Annotated in this window: 20 protein-coding genes; 9 read left to right on the top strand and 11 right to left on the bottom strand. The window is 64.3% G+C overall.

The window, feature by feature from the left end; translation table 11 throughout:
- Window positions 1-105: 105 nt before the first annotated feature.
- From ACNHGR_RS16615 to ACNHGR_RS16605, 3 genes are all read left to right on the top strand, one after another.
- On the top strand, window positions 106-444 hold the full coding sequence (locus tag ACNHGR_RS16615) for a P-II family nitrogen regulator (RefSeq protein ID WP_004209785.1): 339 nt from the start codon (window positions 106-108) through the stop codon (window positions 442-444).
- Between the two features lie 13 nt (window positions 445-457).
- Window positions 458-1804 (top strand): ammonium transporter, encoded by a 1347-nt coding sequence (locus ACNHGR_RS16610; protein ID WP_184269536.1) that lies wholly within the window; start codon window positions 458-460, stop codon window positions 1802-1804.
- Between the two features lie 178 nt (window positions 1805-1982).
- On the top strand, window positions 1983-2168 hold the full coding sequence (locus tag ACNHGR_RS16605) for a hypothetical protein (protein WP_184269530.1): 186 nt from the start codon (window positions 1983-1985) through the stop codon (window positions 2166-2168).
- A 26-nt stretch (window positions 2169-2194) separates the two neighbouring features.
- Here the strand turns inward: ACNHGR_RS16605 and ACNHGR_RS16600 are convergent, their stop codons facing one another.
- The 4 genes from ACNHGR_RS16600 to crtY form a co-directional block, all read right to left on the bottom strand.
- A complete protein-coding gene (locus ACNHGR_RS16600; protein WP_475287490.1) occupies window positions 2195-3145 on the bottom strand; it encodes a phytoene/squalene synthase family protein in 951 nt (316 codons plus the stop codon).
- 124 nt (window positions 3146-3269) lie between these two features.
- Window positions 3270-3851 carry an LOG family protein gene (locus tag ACNHGR_RS16595; protein ID WP_475287488.1) on the bottom strand — a complete coding sequence of 194 codons (582 nt, stop codon included), beginning with the start codon at window positions 3849-3851 and terminating at the stop codon, window positions 3270-3272.
- Window positions 3852-3856: 5 nt separating this feature from the next.
- Window positions 3857-5350 carry a phytoene desaturase gene (locus ACNHGR_RS16590; protein ID WP_475287486.1) on the bottom strand — a complete coding sequence of 498 codons (1494 nt, stop codon included), beginning with the start codon at window positions 5348-5350 and terminating at the stop codon, window positions 3857-3859.
- The gene (crtY, locus tag ACNHGR_RS16585; RefSeq protein WP_475287484.1) at window positions 5350-6498 is read right to left on the bottom strand and encodes a lycopene beta-cyclase CrtY; all 1149 of its coding nucleotides are present in this window, start codon (window positions 6496-6498) and stop codon (window positions 5350-5352) included. The genes ACNHGR_RS16590 and crtY overlap by 1 nt, the downstream gene beginning before the upstream one ends.
- Before the next feature lie 62 nt (window positions 6499-6560).
- Here crtY and ACNHGR_RS16580 point away from each other — a divergent pair, with 62 nt between their 5' ends.
- Both ACNHGR_RS16580 and dmeF read left to right on the top strand, forming a co-directional pair.
- Entirely contained in the window at window positions 6561-6833 is a 273-nt protein-coding gene (locus tag ACNHGR_RS16580; protein WP_184269519.1) for a metal/formaldehyde-sensitive transcriptional repressor, read from the top strand.
- A complete protein-coding gene (dmeF, locus tag ACNHGR_RS16575; RefSeq protein WP_475287482.1) occupies window positions 6830-7861 on the top strand; it encodes a CDF family Co(II)/Ni(II) efflux transporter DmeF in 1032 nt (343 codons plus the stop codon). The genes ACNHGR_RS16580 and dmeF overlap by 4 nt, the downstream gene beginning before the upstream one ends.
- 65 nt (window positions 7862-7926) lie before the next feature.
- Here the strand turns inward: dmeF and ACNHGR_RS16570 are convergent, their stop codons facing one another.
- The 4 genes from ACNHGR_RS16570 to ACNHGR_RS16555 all read right to left on the bottom strand — a co-directional run bounded on the left by ACNHGR_RS16570 (window position 7927) and on the right by ACNHGR_RS16555 (window position 11648).
- The gene (locus ACNHGR_RS16570; protein WP_475287480.1) at window positions 7927-8517 is read right to left on the bottom strand and encodes a histidine phosphatase family protein; all 591 of its coding nucleotides are present in this window, start codon (window positions 8515-8517) and stop codon (window positions 7927-7929) included.
- An 11-nt stretch (window positions 8518-8528) separates the two neighbouring features.
- The gene (kdsB, locus tag ACNHGR_RS16565; RefSeq protein WP_475288458.1) at window positions 8529-9338 is read right to left on the bottom strand and encodes a 3-deoxy-manno-octulosonate cytidylyltransferase; all 810 of its coding nucleotides are present in this window, start codon (window positions 9336-9338) and stop codon (window positions 8529-8531) included.
- Window positions 9335-10294, bottom strand: coding sequence for a KpsF/GutQ family sugar-phosphate isomerase (locus ACNHGR_RS16560; protein ID WP_475288457.1), 960 nt, complete (start codon window positions 10292-10294; stop codon window positions 9335-9337). The genes kdsB and ACNHGR_RS16560 overlap by 4 nt, the downstream gene beginning before the upstream one ends.
- 352 nt (window positions 10295-10646) lie before the next feature.
- Window positions 10647-11648 carry an NAD-dependent epimerase/dehydratase family protein gene (locus tag ACNHGR_RS16555; RefSeq protein ID WP_475287478.1) on the bottom strand — a complete coding sequence of 334 codons (1002 nt, stop codon included), beginning with the start codon at window positions 11646-11648 and terminating at the stop codon, window positions 10647-10649.
- 184 nt (window positions 11649-11832) lie between these two features.
- Between ACNHGR_RS16555 and ACNHGR_RS16550 the strand changes: the two genes are divergently transcribed.
- Both ACNHGR_RS16550 and ACNHGR_RS16545 read left to right on the top strand, forming a co-directional pair.
- A complete protein-coding gene (locus tag ACNHGR_RS16550; protein ID WP_475287476.1) occupies window positions 11833-12975 on the top strand; it encodes a GNAT family N-acetyltransferase in 1143 nt (380 codons plus the stop codon).
- Window positions 12972-13841, top strand: coding sequence for a cupin-like domain-containing protein (locus ACNHGR_RS16545; RefSeq protein ID WP_475287474.1), 870 nt, complete (start codon window positions 12972-12974; stop codon window positions 13839-13841). Before ACNHGR_RS16550 ends, ACNHGR_RS16545 begins: the two co-directional genes overlap by 4 nt.
- Here the strand turns inward: ACNHGR_RS16545 and ACNHGR_RS16540 are convergent.
- Genes ACNHGR_RS16540 through bla form a run of 3 tightly spaced genes read right to left on the bottom strand, consistent with a single transcriptional unit; the run spans window position 13819 to window position 16415 of the window.
- Complete coding sequence (locus ACNHGR_RS16540) at window positions 13819-14886, bottom strand: GNAT family N-acetyltransferase (RefSeq protein ID WP_475287472.1); 1068 nt, start codon at window positions 14884-14886, stop codon at window positions 13819-13821. The genes ACNHGR_RS16545 and ACNHGR_RS16540 overlap by 23 nt on opposite strands.
- Window positions 14887-14937: 51 nt before the next feature.
- Window positions 14938-15303: a DUF962 domain-containing protein gene (locus ACNHGR_RS16535; protein WP_184269510.1), complete on the bottom strand. Its 366-nt coding sequence runs from the start codon at window positions 15301-15303 to the stop codon at window positions 14938-14940.
- A 56-nt stretch (window positions 15304-15359) separates the two neighbouring features.
- Window positions 15360-16415, bottom strand: coding sequence for a class A beta-lactamase (gene bla, locus ACNHGR_RS16530; protein ID WP_184272364.1), 1056 nt, complete (start codon window positions 16413-16415; stop codon window positions 15360-15362).
- A gap of 122 nt (window positions 16416-16537) precedes the next feature.
- On the opposite strand from bla, the gene ung reads away from it, so the two are divergent.
- Window positions 16538-17251, top strand: coding sequence for a uracil-DNA glycosylase (ung, locus tag ACNHGR_RS16525; protein ID WP_475287470.1), 714 nt, complete (start codon window positions 16538-16540; stop codon window positions 17249-17251).
- Between the two features lie 114 nt (window positions 17252-17365).
- On the top strand, window positions 17366-17719 hold the full coding sequence (locus ACNHGR_RS16520; RefSeq protein ID WP_184269508.1) for a glycine zipper 2TM domain-containing protein: 354 nt from the start codon (window positions 17366-17368) through the stop codon (window positions 17717-17719).
- Window positions 17720-17863 lie beyond the last annotated feature (144 nt).

Genomic DNA, 17863 nt, shown 5'->3' with positions numbered 1-17863 from the left:
GCCAGTTGCGACCGGCTGGTCGCATAACCCCGCATTAACGCGTCTTTAGCGTTTTGGCACGCCTCTTGCTGAGTATGTCCCTGCACACCAGTAACAGGGGGCGACATGAAACTTGTCATGGCTATCATCAAGCCGTTCAAGCTTGACGATGTCCGCGAGGCACTCTCCTCGCTCGGCATCGCAGGAATGACGGTCAGCGAAGTGAAGGGCTTCGGCCGCCAGAAGGGGCAGACCGAAATCTACCGCGGCGCCGAATATTCGACGAACATGGTCCCGAAGATCAAGATCGAGGTGGTCTGCGACGACGATCTTGCGCCGCGCGTCGTGGAAGCGACCCAGGCGGCCGCCAATTCGGGCGCCATCGGCGATGGCAAGATCTTCGTCCTCGATGTCGGTCAGGCCGTGCGCATCCGCACCGGCGAGACCGGCGAAACCGCGCTGTAAGAAGGGGGGAATAATGACCTTTTCCAAGAAAATTGGCGGCGTGGCGGGGGCAGCGGCCCTTTCGCTCTTCACCGCCCTGCCCGCCTGGGCGCAGGACGCTGCGGCGCCCGCGGCCACGGTCGACAAGGGCGACGTCGCCTGGATGATGACCTCCACCGTCCTGGTGCTGGCCATGATCCTGCCGGGCCTGGCCCTCTTCTACGGCGGCCTGGTCCGCACCAAGAACATGCTGTCGGTCATGACGCAGATCGGCGCGGTGGCCTGCCTCGCGATGCTGATCTGGGTGATGTATGGCTATTCGATGGCCTTTGGCCCCGACTATACCAGCGGCGTAAGCAACTTCATCTCGACTTTCGACAAGGCCTTCCTGAAGGGCATCACCCCGGCCTCGCAGGCCGCGACCTTCACCGCCGGCGTTGAAATTCCCGAATATGTCTTCGTCTGCTTCCAGATGACCTTTGCCGCGATCACCGTGGCGCTGGTGCTGGGTTCGGTCGTGGAACGCATCAAATTCTCGGCCGTCATGGTGTTCGCCGCCATCTGGCTGACGATCGTCTACTTCCCGATCGCGCACATGGTCTGGGCGGCGAGCGGCCTGTTCTTCAAGGCGGGCGCGCTGGACTTCGCCGGCGGCACCGTGGTGCATATCAATGCCGGCGTTTCGGCACTGGTCGCCGCGCTGATCCTGGGCAAGCGCATCGGCTATCCCAAGGAGCCCATGCCGCCGCACAGCCTGACGCTGACCGGCGTCGGCACCGGCCTGCTGTGGGTCGGCTGGTTCGGCTTCAACGCCGGTTCGGCGCTGGAAGCCAATGGCTCCGCCGCGCTTGCGATGATCAACACCTTCGTCGCCACCGCTTCGGCCGCTCTGTTCTGGATGCTCGCCGAGCGCATCAACGGCCACAAGGGTTCGGCCCTGGGCTTCTGCTCGGGCATCATCGCCGGCCTGGTCGCCGTCACCCCGGCCGCCGGCAACTCCGGTCCGTTCGGCGCGATCATCCTGGGCGCCGTCGCCTCGATCGTCTGCTTCTACGCCGTTACCGTCCTCAAGCCGAAGCTCGGCTATGACGACAGCCTGGACGCCTTCGGCATTCACGGCATCGGCGGCATGATCGGCGCCATCGGCACCGCCATCGTCTACTCGCCTGCCTTCGGTGGCCCCGGCGCCGAAGACTATGAGATCGGCGCCAAGCTGATCGTACAGATCGAAGCGGTCCTGACCACTATCGTCTGGGCATCGATCGGTACCGTCATCGCCATCTTCATCGCCAAGGCCGTCACCGGTCTGCGGGTCAGCCAGGAGGTCGAATATGAAGGCCTCGACCTCGGCGAACATGGCGAGCGCGCCTACAACCAATAAGTTTTACCAATTGGCCGGGCGGCATGTTCCGCCGCCCCGCCCTCCGATGTTCCTCCTGCGAACATGCCTTGGGGCCGGTACGAAAGTATCGGCCCTTTTTTGTGGGCGGGTAAACCTTGACGGTGAAGGCGGACATGCCACCGTTGCAACCACTGCCGCTCATGCCGAGGATACGATAATGGCTGACCTGCCTAAAATGATGCGCTGGTTACTCCTGCTTGCTTATGCAGGACTGTTCGCAAGCCTCGGACTGCAACGCCTTGAGGGCGGATTTTCAGGGAACTGGTCGCTTGTTCTGATGAGTTTCGTGGTTTTCAATCTGGCACTTGGATGGGAACATATCATCCGCCTTGTTAGAAAATAGCAGACGATTCGTTTCTCTCGGACACCTCAACCCGGCCGCGTCCATAGCCCCTCGGCGCGCGCCGCATCCGCCGGCCAGCGACGGCCGCGACCGATGACCTGAACCGCCGCGCGCACGACCCAGCCCAGTTTCTCGCGCCTGGGAGTCACGACGCGATGGTCCCAGGCATGCTCACCGCGACGGGCGACATCGCGGGCGATGTCGCCATAGATGCCCGCCGCCGCCAGCACCGCCCAGGCCGCGCGCGGCGGCAGGGCGCCGGTGCCGTGGCGAGCGCTCGCCTCATAGGCGGCGGCCATGTCGGCGAGGCGCCGCGACAGGATTGCCAGACGCGGCCGGACCCACGGCTTCATATGCTCGCCGGGCGGGATATCCATTTCGACCAGCCATTCGACCGGGAGATAGCAGCGGTCGGCAATTTCATCCTCGCTGATGTCGCGCGCGATGTTGGCAAGCTGGAAGGCCAGGCCAAGATCGCATGCCCGATCGAGCGTCGCCTGATCCTCCGGGTCGACACCCATCAGCACCGCCATCATGCAGCCGACCGCACCGGCGACATGATAGCAATAGCGCAGCATGTCGTCCTGGCTGCGCGGTCGCCAGTCGCGAGCGTCGAGCGCGAAGCCTTCGATCAGATCATGGGCATAGCGGGCGGGGATCGCACATTCGCGCATCACCACGCCAAAGCCGTCAAAGGCTGGGTCGCCGGTCGGCTCGCCACGCAGCGCCTTGTCGGTCAACACCCGCATCATCGACAGCCGGGCCTGCGCATCGGACACGCTGGTCATTGCGCCGCCATGATCCTGTCCGTCAGCGATATCGTCGCACTTGCGGCACCAGGCGTAGAGCAGCCAGGCCCGCTCGCGGGTCACGCGGTCGAACAGCGTCGAGGCCATGGCAAAGGATTTGGAGCCGCGCGCGATACTGTCGCGGGCGTGGGCGACGAGAGCGGAACGGTCTAAAAGATCGGATGGCATATCAGGGACATGCCCTGCCTCGCTCCGAATGTCACCCGACCTCCGTTCGTTTCGAGCGTATCAAGAAACATATGCCGCTCCGCCAGCGTGTCTCGGCTTCGCTCGAAACGAACGGATGATATGTTTAGAGCCGCGCTGCCTTCATTGCGAAGATCGTTTCGTGCGGTTGATAGGCGGCCATTGCGTTGAGCAGCGCTTCGATACTGTCCTCATGGATCAGGATGCCGGCATGCTGGGCGCGGATGAAGCCCGCCTCCACCATCTGCCGGTTGAAGCCGATCAACTGGTCGTAGAAACCCGCGACGTTCAGCAGACCCACCGGCTTGCTATGATAGCCCAGTTGCGCCCAGCTGATCGCTTCCCACAATTCGTCCATCGTGCCGACACCGCCCGGCAGGGTCACGAAACCATCCGACAGGTCGGTGAAGAGCTGCTTGCGCTGGTGCATGGTCTGCACGACATGCAGTTCGGTACAGCCGCGATGCGCGACTTCGGCGCCAACCAGCGCTTCGGGAATCACGCCAATCACCTCGCCGCCGGCTTCCAGCGCCGCATCCGCCACCGCGCCCATCAGGCCGAGCCGGCCGCCGCCATAGATGACGCCAATGCCGCGCTCCGCCAGCGTGCGGCCCACATGGCGCGCCGCATCGATATAGGTGAGGTCGGCCGGCGTCGCCGAACCACAATAAACCGCCAGTCTCTTCATTATGCTCAACCCAAATCCTGTAACATCAGCGCCGCGGTCGCCTTGGCGCTACCCACCACGCCAGGGATGCCTGCCCCCGGATGGGTGCCGGCCCCTACCAGATACAGGTTGGGAATGACATCATCGCGATTATGCGCGCGGAACCAGGCGCTCTGGGTCAGCAACGGCTCCAGGCTGAAGGCGCTGCCCATATGGGCATTGAGATCGCGGCCGAAATCGCTCGGCGCATAATGGAAGCGGGTGACGATCCGCGACCGAATATCGGGGATCAGCCGATGCTGGATCTCGTCCAATATGCGTTCGGCATAGGCGTGGCCGAACTGGTCCCAGTCGATCGGCAGCTTGCCCATATGCGGCACGGGAGCGAGTGCATAGAAGGTCGAATGCCCCTCCGGCGCCATCGACGGATCAGTGACGGTCGGATGGTGCAGATAGAGCGAGAAGTCCTGCGGCAGCACGCCATGATCGTAAATGTCGGTCAGCAGCCCTTCATAGCGGGGTCCGAACAGGATCATGTGATGCGGAATGCCGGGCCAACTGCCCTTGATCCCGAAATGGAGCACGAACAGACTGGGCGACCAGCGCTTCTGCGCCAGCTTGTCCCCCTGCTTCTGGCCGCGGGGATGATGGCCGAGCAGGTCGCGATAGCTGTGCATCAGATCGGCATTGGTGGCGATCGCATCCGCCTCCCCGCGCCAGCCGGATGCGGTATGAACCGCCGTCACCTTGTCACCATAGGTTTCAATCCGGGTGACGGCGTCCCCCAGGCGCATGGTGCCGCCCAGCCTTTCGAAATGGGTCGCCATCGCCTGCACCAGCCGATTGGTGCCGCCTTTCGCGAACCAGACGCCGCCATCCTTTTCCAGCTTGTGAATGAGCGCGTAGATGGCGCTGGTCTTCATCGGGTTGCCGCCGACGAGAAGCGTATGGAAGGAGAGCGCCTCACGCAGCTTTTCATTCTTCACATGGGATGCGACGACCGAATAGACCGAACGCCAAGCCTGATATTTGGCAAGACTGGGCGCAGCCTTTATCATCGAGGCGAAGTCGAGGAAGGCGACCGCGCCAAGCTTGCGATAGCCCTCTTCATAGACGCCAGCGGCATAATCGCAGAAGCGGTCATAGCCGGCCACGTCATTCGGATCGAGCTTGGCGATCTCCGCCCGCAGCGCCGCTTCATTGTTGGAATAATCGAAATTGGTGCCGTCGCGCCAGTTGAGCCGGTAAAAGGGCGACACCGGGACCAGCCCGATATCCTGCGCCATGTCATGACCCGACAGCCGCCACAATTCGGCCAGGCAATCGGGATCGGTAATGACGGTCGGGCCGGCATCGAACGTGAAGCCGTCCTTTTCCCACATATAGGCCCGGCCGCCGGGCCGGTCGCGCGCTTCGACCAAGGTCGTGTCGACACCCGCCGATTGCAGCCGGATGGCCAGCGCCAGGCCGCCAAAGCCCGCGCCAATGACGATCACGCGTTTGGGATTTGGCCTGTTCATCAGGCGGGCGGGTTCCACAATGTTCGCATGGCATCCCTTATGGGCACGGGGGGCCGCCCGCACAAGATGCGGATGCGGTCTGCCATGGTCGAACGGCCGGCATAGAAGCGCTGGATGAGCGCCGGGCGCAGTTGATAGAAGCGGGCGAAGATGCGCCAGCGCTGGTCGGGGCGGGCCGCGCCGAACAGCATTTTTCCGAGCAGGCGATAATAGCCGCCGCGCCGCCAATGCGCCCTGGCATAGGCGCGGGTCGCAGCCGGCAGTCCGTCCAGCGGCTGATTGGCGAGCCACAGCGCGAATCGCACGGCATCCGGCAAGGAATAGCCCGTCATCGGCTGGAACAGGCCGGCCCGCACCCCGGCGCGGGCAACAGGATCGTCCTTTGGCCAATATTGATCGAAATCACCGCCATGGACGACCGGCAGCACGCCCTGTTCGCGATGCACCACTGCACCCTGCCACCCCTTCGCCTGCGCATAGGCGGCGATGCGTGCGTCAAGGGCAGCGACGTCGAGTTCCGACCCGTCGCTATAATAGGTATCCTCAATGAAGATGGTCCGATCGTCCCAGGGCAGCAGATAGACGAAGCGATAGCCGTCATGCTGGTCGACCGTCGCGTCCATGATGACCGGGCGGTCTATGCCATGGGGCATGTCGAGTCGGAGGGCGTGACCGACGAACTTCTGCCAGCCGCAACGCAAGGCGGTCAGGTCGCCCGCGCCCCGGGCATCGATCACTGCCCGTGCCCGGATCGTCCGGCCGTCGGTCAGCGCGACATGGTCGGGGGCAAGTGTCGTGACCGGCGCGCTGGCAAGCAGCCGGTCGCCAAGCGCGCGTTCCAGTGCGACAGCGAGTTGGACAGTATTTACGCTGTTATAGGGCGTGTCCATATCCCGGCTGTAGCCCGGAAAATCGACATGATGGCCCTGCGGCCAGCGATGGGCGATCAGCGGATCGACCAGCCAGCGATCGGCCGGTGCGACATCGCCGTCGAAGAAGGACCAGATATGGTTGCCGCCGGGCCGGGCGCCCTGTTCCACCAGCGACAGCCGAACCTCCGGGCGCAGGGCGGCAAAGGCCAGCGCGATCAGGCCGCCGGCCAGGCCGCCGCCGATGATCGCAAGGTCACAGTCGAGGTCGTTGGTCATGCCCCCTGTTAGGCGAAAGGAGGGCTAGGCGTCTCCGGAAATATAGTATAGGGGGGTATCCTATGCACATCATCGCGGATCGAGACAAATTGCTGGCGCGGGTGCGCCGCATCGCGGGCCAGGTCGCCGCCGTCGAACGGCAACTGACCGGCGACGCGGGCTGTTCGGAAACGTTGCAACTGGTCGCGTCGGTGCGCGGCGCCGTGGGCAGCCTGATGGAAGAACTGATCGAGCAGCATATGCGCGAGCATGTTGCCCGGCCGGGCCTGTCCGATGACGCACGCGCCGCCGCAACCGAGGAAATGCTGGCGCTGATCCGCCGCTACGGGAAATGACAATGCACGACGATCATAATCATTCCGGCGGCCATCATCATGGGCACGGCCATGATCATGGCGACCATAGCCATGATGCGCCTGCCCTGCCCGCATCGGACGATGGCGAGGAAAGCCATTATTTCGATCATATCTATCTGTCCGCCGGGCATGACCAGAATGCGAAGCGGACCCTGTGGGTCGTCTGGCTGACCGCCGCGACAATGGTGGTGGAGATCGTCTTCGGATGGATCACCGGATCGATGGCGCTGCTGGCTGACGGTTTCCACATGGCGACCCATGCGGGCGCGCTGGCGGTCGCGGCGGCAGCCTATGGCTATGCCAAGCGCCATGCTCGCAACCCGCGATACACCTTCGGCACGGGCAAGGTCGGCGATCTCGCCGGCTTCGCCTCCGCGCTGCTGCTGATGGGCACCGCCCTGTTCATTGCCATCGAATCGGGCATGCGCTTTTTCCAGCCGATCCATGTCGCCTTTGGCGAGGCGACGCTGGTGGCGGCGGTTGGCCTCATCATCAACATCATCAGCGCCTTCCTGCTGGGGCATGACCATAGCCACGATCACGGGCATGGGCACCATGGGCATGAGCATGGCGATCATGACGGGCACGATCATGAGCAGGGGCATGGCGACAATAATCTGCGCGCCGCTTATGTGCACGTGCTGACCGACGCGCTGACATCGGTGCTGGCGATCGCCGCACTGCTGGCCGGACGTTATCTGGGCTGGTGGTGGATGGACCCGGCGGTCGGGCTGCTGGGCGCGGTCGTCATCGCGCGCTGGGCCTGGGGGCTGATGAAGGATACCGCAGCGATCCTGCTCGACACCGCCGAGCCAGCCCTGATGGCGCGGGTGCGCGGGTTGGTGGAGGCGGAAGGCGCAACCATCCGCGATTTGCATGTGTGGCGCATCGGGCCGCATGCCCATGCCGCGATCATCAGCCTGGCCCCCGGCGCCGACGCGCCCAGAGTGCGGGCGCGGGTGCGGGCGCTGCCGCGGATGGAGCATGTCACGGTGGAGTGCGGCTGAGCGCGTGCCCCTTCGACAGGCTCTGGGCGAACGGATCTTGTGGAAGAAACCACCTTTCAGAGTGGCTAGGGTCGCTCGTCCCAGCGGATCAGCGTGACTGTGCCGTTATCATCGACGGCCAGTTCGCCAAAGGCCCCGGTCCGCAATTTGAGCGTACCGAGCGGCAGGCCGGCGGCTAGCAGGGCGAAGCGGGCGGCGCCGTTGCTGGTCACCAGCAAGTCGATGCCCGCCCTGCCCTCCGCGAAGAAGGCGCGCCAGGCGGTGATGCGCCGGTCGGCGTCGACGATCCAGCCATCTGGCGCGATGCCTCGCTCATCCCAGTCGGCCAGCGCCTGCACCCCGATCCGGGCCAGCACTTCGGCCTCCGGCCGCCCCTCGTCCGGGCCATGATCGATCTCCCCCAGCCAGTCGAGACTAGCGTCGCGCGCATGGCCTGTCGCGGTCGCGATATGATCCGCCGTTTCGCGGGCGCGCAGCAAAGGGCTGGAATAGAGACGGTCGATCGGCAGCGCCTGCACAGCGAACCAGTCCCCGAGGCGGTCGGCCTGGGCATGGCCGCTTTCCACCAGCGGAATGTCGGTGCGGGCACCAACGCGCCGCGCCTCGACGCTGCTGGCGAAGGTGTTGCCGTGGCGAATGATGAAGATACGGCGCATGATGACTGGGCTCAGAGCGGCGGCGTCGGATCGCCATGCAGCGCGATCAGCGCCTCGACCCGGCTGATGTCCGCTTCGGTATCGATACCGCTGCTGTCGAAACGCGGCGGATCGACGGCGACGGTCACGACCGGGATGCCGAGTTCGAGTAGACGCAGCTGCTCCAGCCCCTCCAGATTTTCGAGCGCCGTGGGCGGGCAGGCCTCGAACCGCCGGAGCGCATCCAGCGCATAGCCATAAAGGCCCACATGCCGCCAGACCGGCGAGCGGGGCGTCGTTTCGCGCAGTTTTTCCTCGCCGCGAATGGCGGGGATGATCGTCTTGGAAAACCAGTGGGCATGGCCATCTGGCGCACGGGCGCAGGTAGTGCCGCTGAACGGCGAACGGGTCTTGTGGTCGCGCAGCGCATCGAGCGCCGGCCAGTCGAGTTGGATGACCGGCGTCGCGACCGGCGCGCCCGCCTGCAACGCGGCGATCACCGCGCCCAGCGCACCTTCCGGCTGAAAGGGCGAATCCCCCTGAAGGTTGACGATGAAACGGGGTGGCTCCGGCTGCGCCAGCGCGGCGGCGAGCGCACGCCCCGATCCGGTGGCAATGGCACTGTCCGTCATCACCGCATCGCACCCGACAGCGCGGGCGTGATCGGCGATGGCATCATCATCGGTGGCGACGGTCAGCGCCACATCGGCGCGCGCACCGATCGCGGCGCGCGCCATGGCGATGGTGCGATGAAGCAAAGTCCGCCCGGCGATCAGGCGAAGCGGCTTGCGCGGCAGGCGGGACGATCCGGCCCGCGCGGGAATGACGACGAGAAGGCTCAGGCAACCCCGGCGTGCAGCAGATCATGCATGTGGACGGCGCCGATCAGCCGACCATTGTCGCAGACGAAGAGCAACATGATGTTCCGTTCGTGCATCAGGTGCAACGCTTCGGACGCCAGTTCGTCCGGGCTGACAGCCAGCGGCGTCATGGTCATGAAACGGCCGACCGCTTCAGTCAGGTTCTGCTTGCCTGTGACCGTGCGGCGCAGATCACCATCGGTGAAGGCGCCGATCAGCCGGCCGTTGCGATCGACGATCGCCGTACCGCCAAGGCGGGCACGGGTCATTTCAATGGTGGCGTCCAGCAGCGAGGCATCCTCGCGCACCATCGGCACATCGTCACCCTGCGCCATCAGTTCGCGTACCTTGAGCAATTGCGCACCGAGTCGGCCATTGGGGTGGAACTTATGGAAGTCGTCGGCCGAAAAGCCGCGCATTTCCATCAGCGAGATAGCGAGCGCGTCGCCCAGTGCCATCTGCACCGTAGTCGAGGTGGTGGGCGCCAGCGAATTGGGGCAGGCCTCTTCCACTTCGGGCATCAGCAGCGACATGTCGGCCGCCATCGCCACCGTGCTCTGTTCCTGTGCGGTAATGGCGACCAGCGGGATCGCGAAGCGCTTGCAATAATGAATGATCGGGCCGAGTTCGGTCGATTCGCCGGAATGCGACAGCATCAGCACGACATCGTCCGGGGTAATCATGCCCAGATCGCCGTGGCCCGCATCGGCCGGATGCAGGAAAATGGCGGGGGTGCCAGTGGAGGTGAGCGTCGCCGTCATCTTGCGCGCGACGATGCCGCTCTTGCCGATGCCAGTCACGATCACGCGACCACGCACCTTCATGATGACGCCGATGACTCGCAAAAAGGTCGCAGCAAAATCGCGCTCAGCGAACTTCGCCTCCAGCGCATTGAGCCCGAAGGCTGCAATGGACAGACTGCGGCAGGCAGTCTCCACGATACGGCTACCGGAGCCGAACGGGACGATCTTCGAAGCTGGTGTCGACACGCGTTTGCCCTTTTATCCGTTTCAACCGACCGGAAGACCCCGATCGGATCCACGGCGACGAACCATCGTATTCGATGTGTCGTCTTTCCCTCGTTCCGCGACCCCTAGCCGGTTTCACAACCAGCATGGGATGATGGCTTACGCCGTTTCAGGCACTTATGGCAATATATTTTGCAGGTGCGAAAGAAAATTTGAAGCGATCAAATCACTAAGAACCAGAATGGCGCAAGATGAAGCGACTTTTTTCAGCGGTGAGCCGTGGAACTTTTTATCGTTTCACGAATATGCCCAGTCATTAACGTCATGATGCAGCATGATAGTCGCGATACCATTGCACGAATCGCGGTACACCCGACTCGATTCCGGTCGTCGGCGCGAAGCCGATATCCTGTGAAATGGCGCTGATGTCGGCATAGGTGGCATGGACGTCACCCGGCTGCATCGGCTGAAAGTCGATCTCCGCCTTTTTGCCGATCGCGTCCTCCAATATGGCGATGAGGTGCATCAGCTCTTCGGGCTGATTATTGCCGATATTATAGAGGCGATGCGGCGCGCGGCTGCCGCCGGCCTTGATCGCGCCGTCATCTGCGGGCGGATGATCAAGGCAGCCGATGATGCCGCTGACGATATCGTCGATATAGGTGAAGTCGCGCTGCATCCGGCCATGGTTGAAGACGGGGATCGGTGCGCCGGCAAGAATCTTCGAGGTAAAAATCCACATCGCCATGTCCGGCCGCCCCCAAGGGCCATAAACCGTGAAAAAACGCAGCCCGGTCATAGGGATACGGAAGAGATGGGCGTAGGTCTCGCTCATCAGTTCATCGGCCCGCTTGGTCGCGGCATAGAGGGAGACGGGATGCTCGACCCGGTCCTCGACCCGGAACGGCAGGGTGTCGTTGCCGCCATAGACGGAGGAAGAGGAGGCATAGACCAGGTGCCGCACCCGCCGCTCCCGCGCCAGTTCCAGCATGTTGACATGGCCGGCCAGATTGGAGCGGACATAGGCATGAGGATTGATGAGCGAATAGCGCACCCCTGCCTGGGCACCGAGATGGATGATCGACTCAATCACCTGGTCGGCAAGCGCAGCATGCAGCGCATCCAGATCGGCAAAATCCAGCTCGTGAAAGGTGAAGAGCCGGCCATGGGTCGCCTGTAGCCGTGCGATGCGATCGCGCTTCAGCGAAACGGGGTAATAATCGTTCATATTGTCGATGCCGACGACGGCATGGCCCTGCGCCATCAGCCGATCGGCAACATGCATGCCGATGAATCCGGCAGCTCCGGTAACGAGGATCGTCATGCATCTCCCTCTCGGCATGGGTGCAGTTGGGCGGCCATCGCGCCCGTTTCGTCCCATTCCTCTCGGACAATCGGCGGCGGCTTGTAAAGCCCCTTCGGCTATCAGCCCGCCATGACCGGTGCACGACAGGCAGGCTTTCCGGCATCTTTACCGCACCCTAATCTTTGTCGCCTATGGCAGGGCCATGGACATGGCATCCCATCCTACGCTCCCGACCATCGCCCCTGCCCCCGACACCAGCGGGCCAGGCGAGCGTGCGCGCTGGCAGGCGTTGGCGCAGGAGGCAGCGGAGGCCAATGCCTTTTACGCGCCCGACATGCTGGGCGCAGCAATCGACCATCTGGCCGCCGGGCAGGATGTGCATCTGATCGAGGCACGGGATGGCGAGGAGACGATCGGCTTGTTTCCGGTGGTGCGCCGGACGCGGCATGGCCGCCTGCCGATCAGTTGCGTTTCCAACTGGATGCACGATCATTGCTTCTTCGGCGCCCCGATCATTCGCCGGGGCAAGGAGATTGCGGCATGGCGCGGGTTTCTGGCCCAATTGGACGCAGCGCCCTGGGCTGGGCGCTTCCTGCATCTGGAGGGGCTGGATGCGGCCGGCGCCAATGCCGCCGCGCTGGAGGCGCTGTGCGTCGAGCAGCGGCGCGGAAGGCTGGAAATCCATCGGTACGACCGGGCGATGCTGCGGTCGGACCTGAGCGCGGACGCCTATTGGGACACGCATGTCCGGTCGAAGAAGCGCAAGGAATTGCGGCGCCTGCAAAAGCGGCTGGCAGAACTTGGCACGGTCGAGACACGAATGCTGAGCCAGCGAGATGATCTCGGGCCATGGTGCGACGATTTCCTGGCGCTGGAGGCATCCGGATGGAAAGGACAGGAAGGCACGGCGCTCAGTTGCAAGCCGGCCGACGCCGCTTTCTTCCGCGCGGCTTGCGCCGCCGCCTTCGATGCAGGGCGCCTGCACATGCTGCGGATCGATCTGGACGATCGGGCGATCGCGATGCTGGTCAATTTCCGCCATGGCGACGGCGCCTTTTCCTTCAAGATCGCTTTCGACGAAGCGCTGGGTCGCTTCTCGCCGGGCGTACTGATCGAGATCGCCAACCTCCACGCAGTGCAGGCCGACCCGACGATCGGCTGGATGGACAGTTGCGCCGCCGCCGACCACCCGATGATCGACAGCCTGTGGGCCGAACGACGGACCATCGTACAATATCGTATCGCGCTGCACGGCAGCGGCATGGCACGGATGCAGCGCAGCGCCGCCTTCGCCATCGCCAACGGCGTCGAAGCGCTCGCCCGAAGACTGAAAGGACAGGCATGACCGCCCATAGCCCGATCGCGCCGGCCGCCGGCGCCACCTTCCCCGATGCCGCGCGCGCCATCTTCGCCGCCGCCTATCCCGACCAGTCGACCAAGCTGAGCCACGGCCTTACAGGCCATGGGCTGCTGACGCTGGACGCACTGGCGACGCTGGCCGAACGGATGCCGGCCAGTTCGGTCGAATATAATCTGGGCAAGCTACCGTTGGGCGTGACGGCCGAAGAAACGCCGTCCAACGGGCTGACCTTGGGCGAAACGATCCGCACGATCGACACGAATGGCAGCTGGGCGGTGCTGAAGAATGTGGAGCGTGACCCGGCCTATGCGGCGCTGCTGGACGATGCGCTCGCGGAACTGGAGCCGATCGTCACGCAGAAGACGGGGCCGATGCTGCACCGGGAAGCCTTCATCTTCCTGTCCTCCCCCGGCAGTGTGACGCCGTTCCACATGGACCCGGAGCATAATATCCTGCTTCAGATCATGGGGCAGAAAACGATGACCGTCTTCCCCGCGCGCGACGAGGATCTGGTTCCCGCGCAGAAGAGCGAGGATTTCCATGGCGGCGGCCATCGCAACCTTATCTGGCAGGACGGGTTCAAGGCGCGCGGCACGGCGGTGCGACTGGAGCCGGGCGACGCCATCCATGTGCCGGTGAAGGCGCCCCATTTCGTCGAGAATGGCCCGACCGTATCGGTCAGCCTGTCGGTGACATGGCGATCGGAACGCAGCGTGGCCGAAGGCGAACTGCACAGCTTCAACGCCCTGTTGCGCAAGCGTCACCTGCCGGTCGGGAAGGTCAGCGCCAAGCCCGAGACGCAGGGTATCCGTCGCCTCGTCTACCGCATCATGCGGAAGCTGGGCGCCTGAGCAGACGGCGGAGCAGGGCTTCGGCTTCGAGCCGGGGACTGAACCGTTCCAGCACCCACCATTCGAGGGCTTCCTCGCAGGTGGCGAGGCTCTGCTTGTAGCGATCCTTGCCTGCGAGCAGCGAATATCGGTTGAGGTCGCGCGCGGCATAATGGCCGACGGCTGCGGCATGGCAGAGCAGCCCCGGCTTGTCCTTGGCCGTGCGCGGCGCCGCAAAGGCTGACTGATAATTCATCGCCACGCCGCGATGGACGAAATTGACCAGCAGCCCCACCACGCCGCCGGCATCGGTAAAGCGCAGCAGTTCGACCGCGCCGCTGGGCAGGCCCCGCGCAGCGATCGCGCCGACGAAGCCGCGGAAGCCGGCATCGTCCCACGCATTGTCGGCATGGCGACCGCCGTTCAGCGCCGCCATCTCGTCCAGCCAGGGCGCGATATCGTCCAGGCCACCGACGGTAACATCAGGGAGCGGGCCGCCATGATCCTTCATCGCGCGCCGGATCTGGCTGCGCGTATTGCTGCTGAGCAGGGAGAGATAATCGCCGTCGGCGGCACGCACGGCGTCGAGATCGACCTGATAGACCGGCGACTGATCGACGCGGGTGCGACGGCGGGCCGGCAGGGCGAGCAAGGGCGAATCGGGCATGACGCCGCTGAGGCGCAGCGCACGCCAGTCGCGGCGACGCGTGAGCGCGGCCAGCGCAGCGGCAGTGGCTTCCACTTCCCGCCCCCTTTCCATCAGCAGTCCATTATATTCGACATAAGGCCGGTCCGCCTGGCGATCGCCCGACTGGTTCAGGCTGAGCGTCGCAGCCGGCCCCAGCAGGCGCGGCTGCATCGCATGGCCGACCAGCGCCAGCGCGACATCGGTTCCCGATGCGTCGGTAACGGCCAGCAGGTCGGGCCGGACGCCATAGCTGTCGAGCCAGGCCGAAACCCAAGTCCAGCCGAGGAAGAAGCTGCCGTCCGACCGCGCCTCCAGCGCCTGCCAGCGCTGCGCCAGGGTCGCCCGATCAGGCTGCGAGAAGGTCGCGGACAATGTCATCGCGCCCCTTGTGGCAGAGCGCGGGGACGGGTCAAGCCGGTCGGCGCGGGTTCAGGCCGAAAGGCGCCGGGCAGGATCGACCGTGCCGTCCGGACGCACGCCGGCGCGAGCCAGATCGCGCCCCATGCGGCCGGTAAGGAAGCGATACCACATCACGAAGTCGGCGCGCAGCGACCAGATAGGATAGCGGAAGGTCGCGGGGCGATTGCGCTCGATCAGGCCATGGCCGGCCCAGGCGAAGCCATAGCCGGCCAGCGGCACGGCCGCCGCCATCCACCAGCCGCCGGCAAAGGGCAGGCTCGCGAGCAGGCCCACGACCAGACTGGTGCCGGCATAGTGCAGCGCGCGGGTACCCGGCCTGGCATGTTCCTGGAGATAATAGGGCCAAAAATCCCGAAAACGGGTGATGCTGCTCATGCTCTTCTCTTTCGGCATCCTCTATGTAGGCAGACTAACGGTCGGATTGATCCATGTTAACCGTTATGCGCCAGACCGTGCGCCCGATCGGGAGCGTAGAGGAAATAGTCGTAGGCAGCACGCGATGCCTCCGCGATGATCCGGTCACGCGAGACATGGCCCTTGCTGTCCTTCATGACGAAGGCGACGACGGCGAAGCGGCGACCGTCAGGCAGGCGGACGATGCCAACGTCATTGCCGGTGCCGTTGAGCGATCCGGTCTTGTGCGCGACCGCCGTGCCGGGCGGCAACATGCCCATGATCCGCTTCTTGCCCGTCTCGCAATGGGCCATGATGGTGAAGAGGCGCTGGGTGCTGGCCGCCGACAGGGCGCGGCCCGATTCATAAGCGGTGATGAGATCGAGCATCGCCGTCGGCGTCGACGTATCTTCCTGCTCCATCGCAAAGGCCAGATTGGGCAGGTCGCGAATATCGCGCGTCACCAGTTGCGGATTGGCCCGGCGGGCCGCGTCGGCGTTCTGGCGGAAGCTGCCCGAAAGCGGATGAATGCCCATGGCGCGATAGAGAAGATGCGCGGTATCATTATCGACGCGCAGGCCGGTGACGCCCAGCTTCTGCACGAAGGCGGTGATCGCCTGTGGCCCGCCTGCGCGCGCGACCAGCACGTCGGTCGCATTATTGTCGCTCTTTTGCAGCATCAGTTCGAGCAACCGGTCGACCGACAGGGTCGCGCCGGGGCGGTTGAACATCCAGGCGATGCCACCTTCGCTGGCCAGCGCGGGATCGAGCGCAAGCTGGTCGTCCAGTCGCACTTGACCGGCATCGACCAGCGCGAAGATGCGGCCAGCCACGGCGACCTTGTAGGCGCTGGCCATGGGGAAGAGCGTGTCGCCGTTGAAGCTCTGCGTCTCGCCGGTCTGGAGATCGCGCACGGCAATGCCGACGGTCCCGTCGGACAGGGTGGCGAATCGGGTGAATTCGGCCAGCAGCTTGGCTTCAGCCGTCTGCTGGATCAGCGACTTGGGCGGCGGGCCGAAGGCGTCGGCACTGGGCAGAGGGGCGAAGAACAGGCCAAAGGCGGCCAGCAGGCTGAGTGAACGGTGAAGCGGCATGGTTCTGCTGTTACGGATCACGGCGCGCGAGGCAAGGCCGTTTACCGCGATCCAGCCCCGCATATGCGCCCAGTTGATGACCCAAGTTGACAGGGCTCTGCGCCGCGCGCCATCTGGCGGGCATGAGCGATACCATCAAGCTGGACGAAAGCTGGCGCGCGCCGCTGGCCGAACAATTTGCCGCCCCGCATATGCAGGGGCTGAAAGGCTTTCTTCAGGCCGAAAAGGCGGCCGGGAAGCGCATCTTTCCCAAGGGCAGCGAATATTTCCGCGCGCTGGACCTGACGCCGCTGGATCAGGTAAAGGCGGTGATATTGGGCCAGGACCCCTATCATGGCGAGGGGCAGGCGCATGGCCTGTGCTTTTCGGTGCAGCCGGGGGTGCGGACGCCGCCGTCGCTGGTCAACATCTACAAGGAGATGGAGACCGACCTGGGTATTCCGCGGGCGCGCCACGGTTTTCTGGAACATTGGGCGAGACAGGGCGTGCTGCTGCTGAACAGCGTGCTGACGGTGGAAATGGGCCGCGCCGCATCGCATCAGGGCAAGGGCTGGGAACTGTTCACCGACGCGATCGTCCGCCTCGTCGCACAGAAGGAGGAGCCGGTCGTTTTCCTTTTGTGGGGCGCCTATGCGCAGCGCAAGGCGGGCTTTGTCGACCAGAGCCGGCATCTGGTCATCAAGTCCGCTCACCCCTCTCCCTTGTCCGCACATAACGGTTTTCTGGGATCGCGGCCCTTTTCCAAGGCCAACGCCTTTCTGGAAGCGAAGGGACGCGGGGCGATCGACTGGGCCTTGCCGGACCAGGGCGCAGGGCAGCAGGCGCTGTCGCTATAAGTGTCTATATTGCTTAGCTGAACAGTAGATAACAGGCCGGTTCAGGATCGTAACAAGCCGCGCGTGCCATAACTTCAATCACAGACACACAGTGCAGGTTCGAGGAGAAGCACCATGTTCATTCGTAAGGCCATCATGGCCGCCGCTATGGCCGCCGCCACCATGACCGCCGTGGTCCCGTCGGCCTCCTATGCCCGCGATCATGATCGTCGCGGCTATCATCGCGACTATCGCGGCGACCATCATTATCGTGGCTATCGCTATGCCGACCGCCGCGATTATCGCGACGACCGCCGCTATCGCTGCCGCAAGTCGGGCGGCACCACCGGGCTGCTGCTGGGCGGTGTAGCGGGCGCTCTGCTGGGCCGCGCAGTCGACACCCGCGGCGACCGCGCACCGGGCACGATCATCGGCGCAGGCGCAGGCGCGCTGGCCGGCCGAGCAATCGATCGCAATTCGAGCTGCTAAAGGCGTTATAAAGTCATCTGGACAGGATGCGGTTCAATCCAACCGCATCCTGTTTCAGGAGCGCAAATATAGAAAAGGCGCGGAGGAGATATCCCCCGCGCCTTTCTTCCTGTCCAAAAAGGTCGAGGCCCGGTCCCGCTTGCG

Source organism: Sphingobium sp. RS1 (genome assembly GCF_056156825.1).
This window is presented reverse-complemented; position numbering and strand designations above follow the sequence as displayed.

Bases quoted from the DNA above. Each gene is read 5' to 3' on its own strand.
- ACNHGR_RS16615 (WP_004209785.1), top strand. From the start codon at position 106: ATGAAACTTGTCATGGCTATCATCAAGCCGTTCAAGCTTGACGATGTC.
- ACNHGR_RS16610 (WP_184269536.1), top strand. From the start codon at position 458: ATGACCTTTTCCAAGAAAATTGGCGGCGTGGCGGGGGCAGCGGCCCTT.
- ACNHGR_RS16605 (WP_184269530.1), top strand. From the start codon at position 1,983: ATGGCTGACCTGCCTAAAATGATGCGCTGGTTACTCCTGCTTGCTTAT.
- ACNHGR_RS16600 (WP_475287490.1), bottom strand. From the start codon at position 3,145: ATGCCATCCGATCTTTTAGACCGTTCCGCTCTCGTCGCCCACGCCCGC.
- ACNHGR_RS16595 (WP_475287488.1), bottom strand. From the start codon at position 3,851: ATGAAGAGACTGGCGGTTTATTGTGGTTCGGCGACGCCGGCCGACCTC.
- ACNHGR_RS16590 (WP_475287486.1), bottom strand. From the start codon at position 5,350: ATGAACAGGCCAAATCCCAAACGCGTGATCGTCATTGGCGCGGGCTTT.
- crtY (WP_475287484.1), bottom strand. From the start codon at position 6,498: ATGACCAACGACCTCGACTGTGACCTTGCGATCATCGGCGGCGGCCTG.
- ACNHGR_RS16580 (WP_184269519.1), top strand. From the start codon at position 6,561: ATGCACATCATCGCGGATCGAGACAAATTGCTGGCGCGGGTGCGCCGC.
- dmeF (WP_475287482.1), top strand. From the start codon at position 6,830: ATGACAATGCACGACGATCATAATCATTCCGGCGGCCATCATCATGGG.
- ACNHGR_RS16570 (WP_475287480.1), bottom strand. From the start codon at position 8,517: ATGCGCCGTATCTTCATCATTCGCCACGGCAACACCTTCGCCAGCAGC.
- ACNHGR_RS16555 (WP_475287478.1), bottom strand. From the start codon at position 11,648: ATGACGATCCTCGTTACCGGAGCTGCCGGATTCATCGGCATGCATGTT.
- ACNHGR_RS16550 (WP_475287476.1), top strand. From the start codon at position 11,833: ATGGACATGGCATCCCATCCTACGCTCCCGACCATCGCCCCTGCCCCC.
- ACNHGR_RS16545 (WP_475287474.1), top strand. From the start codon at position 12,972: ATGACCGCCCATAGCCCGATCGCGCCGGCCGCCGGCGCCACCTTCCCC.
- ACNHGR_RS16540 (WP_475287472.1), bottom strand. From the start codon at position 14,886: ATGACATTGTCCGCGACCTTCTCGCAGCCTGATCGGGCGACCCTGGCG.
- ACNHGR_RS16535 (WP_184269510.1), bottom strand. From the start codon at position 15,303: ATGAGCAGCATCACCCGTTTTCGGGATTTTTGGCCCTATTATCTCCAG.
- bla (WP_184272364.1), bottom strand. From the start codon at position 16,415: ATGCCGCTTCACCGTTCACTCAGCCTGCTGGCCGCCTTTGGCCTGTTC.
- ung (WP_475287470.1), top strand. From the start codon at position 16,538: ATGAGCGATACCATCAAGCTGGACGAAAGCTGGCGCGCGCCGCTGGCC.
- ACNHGR_RS16520 (WP_184269508.1), top strand. From the start codon at position 17,366: ATGTTCATTCGTAAGGCCATCATGGCCGCCGCTATGGCCGCCGCCACC.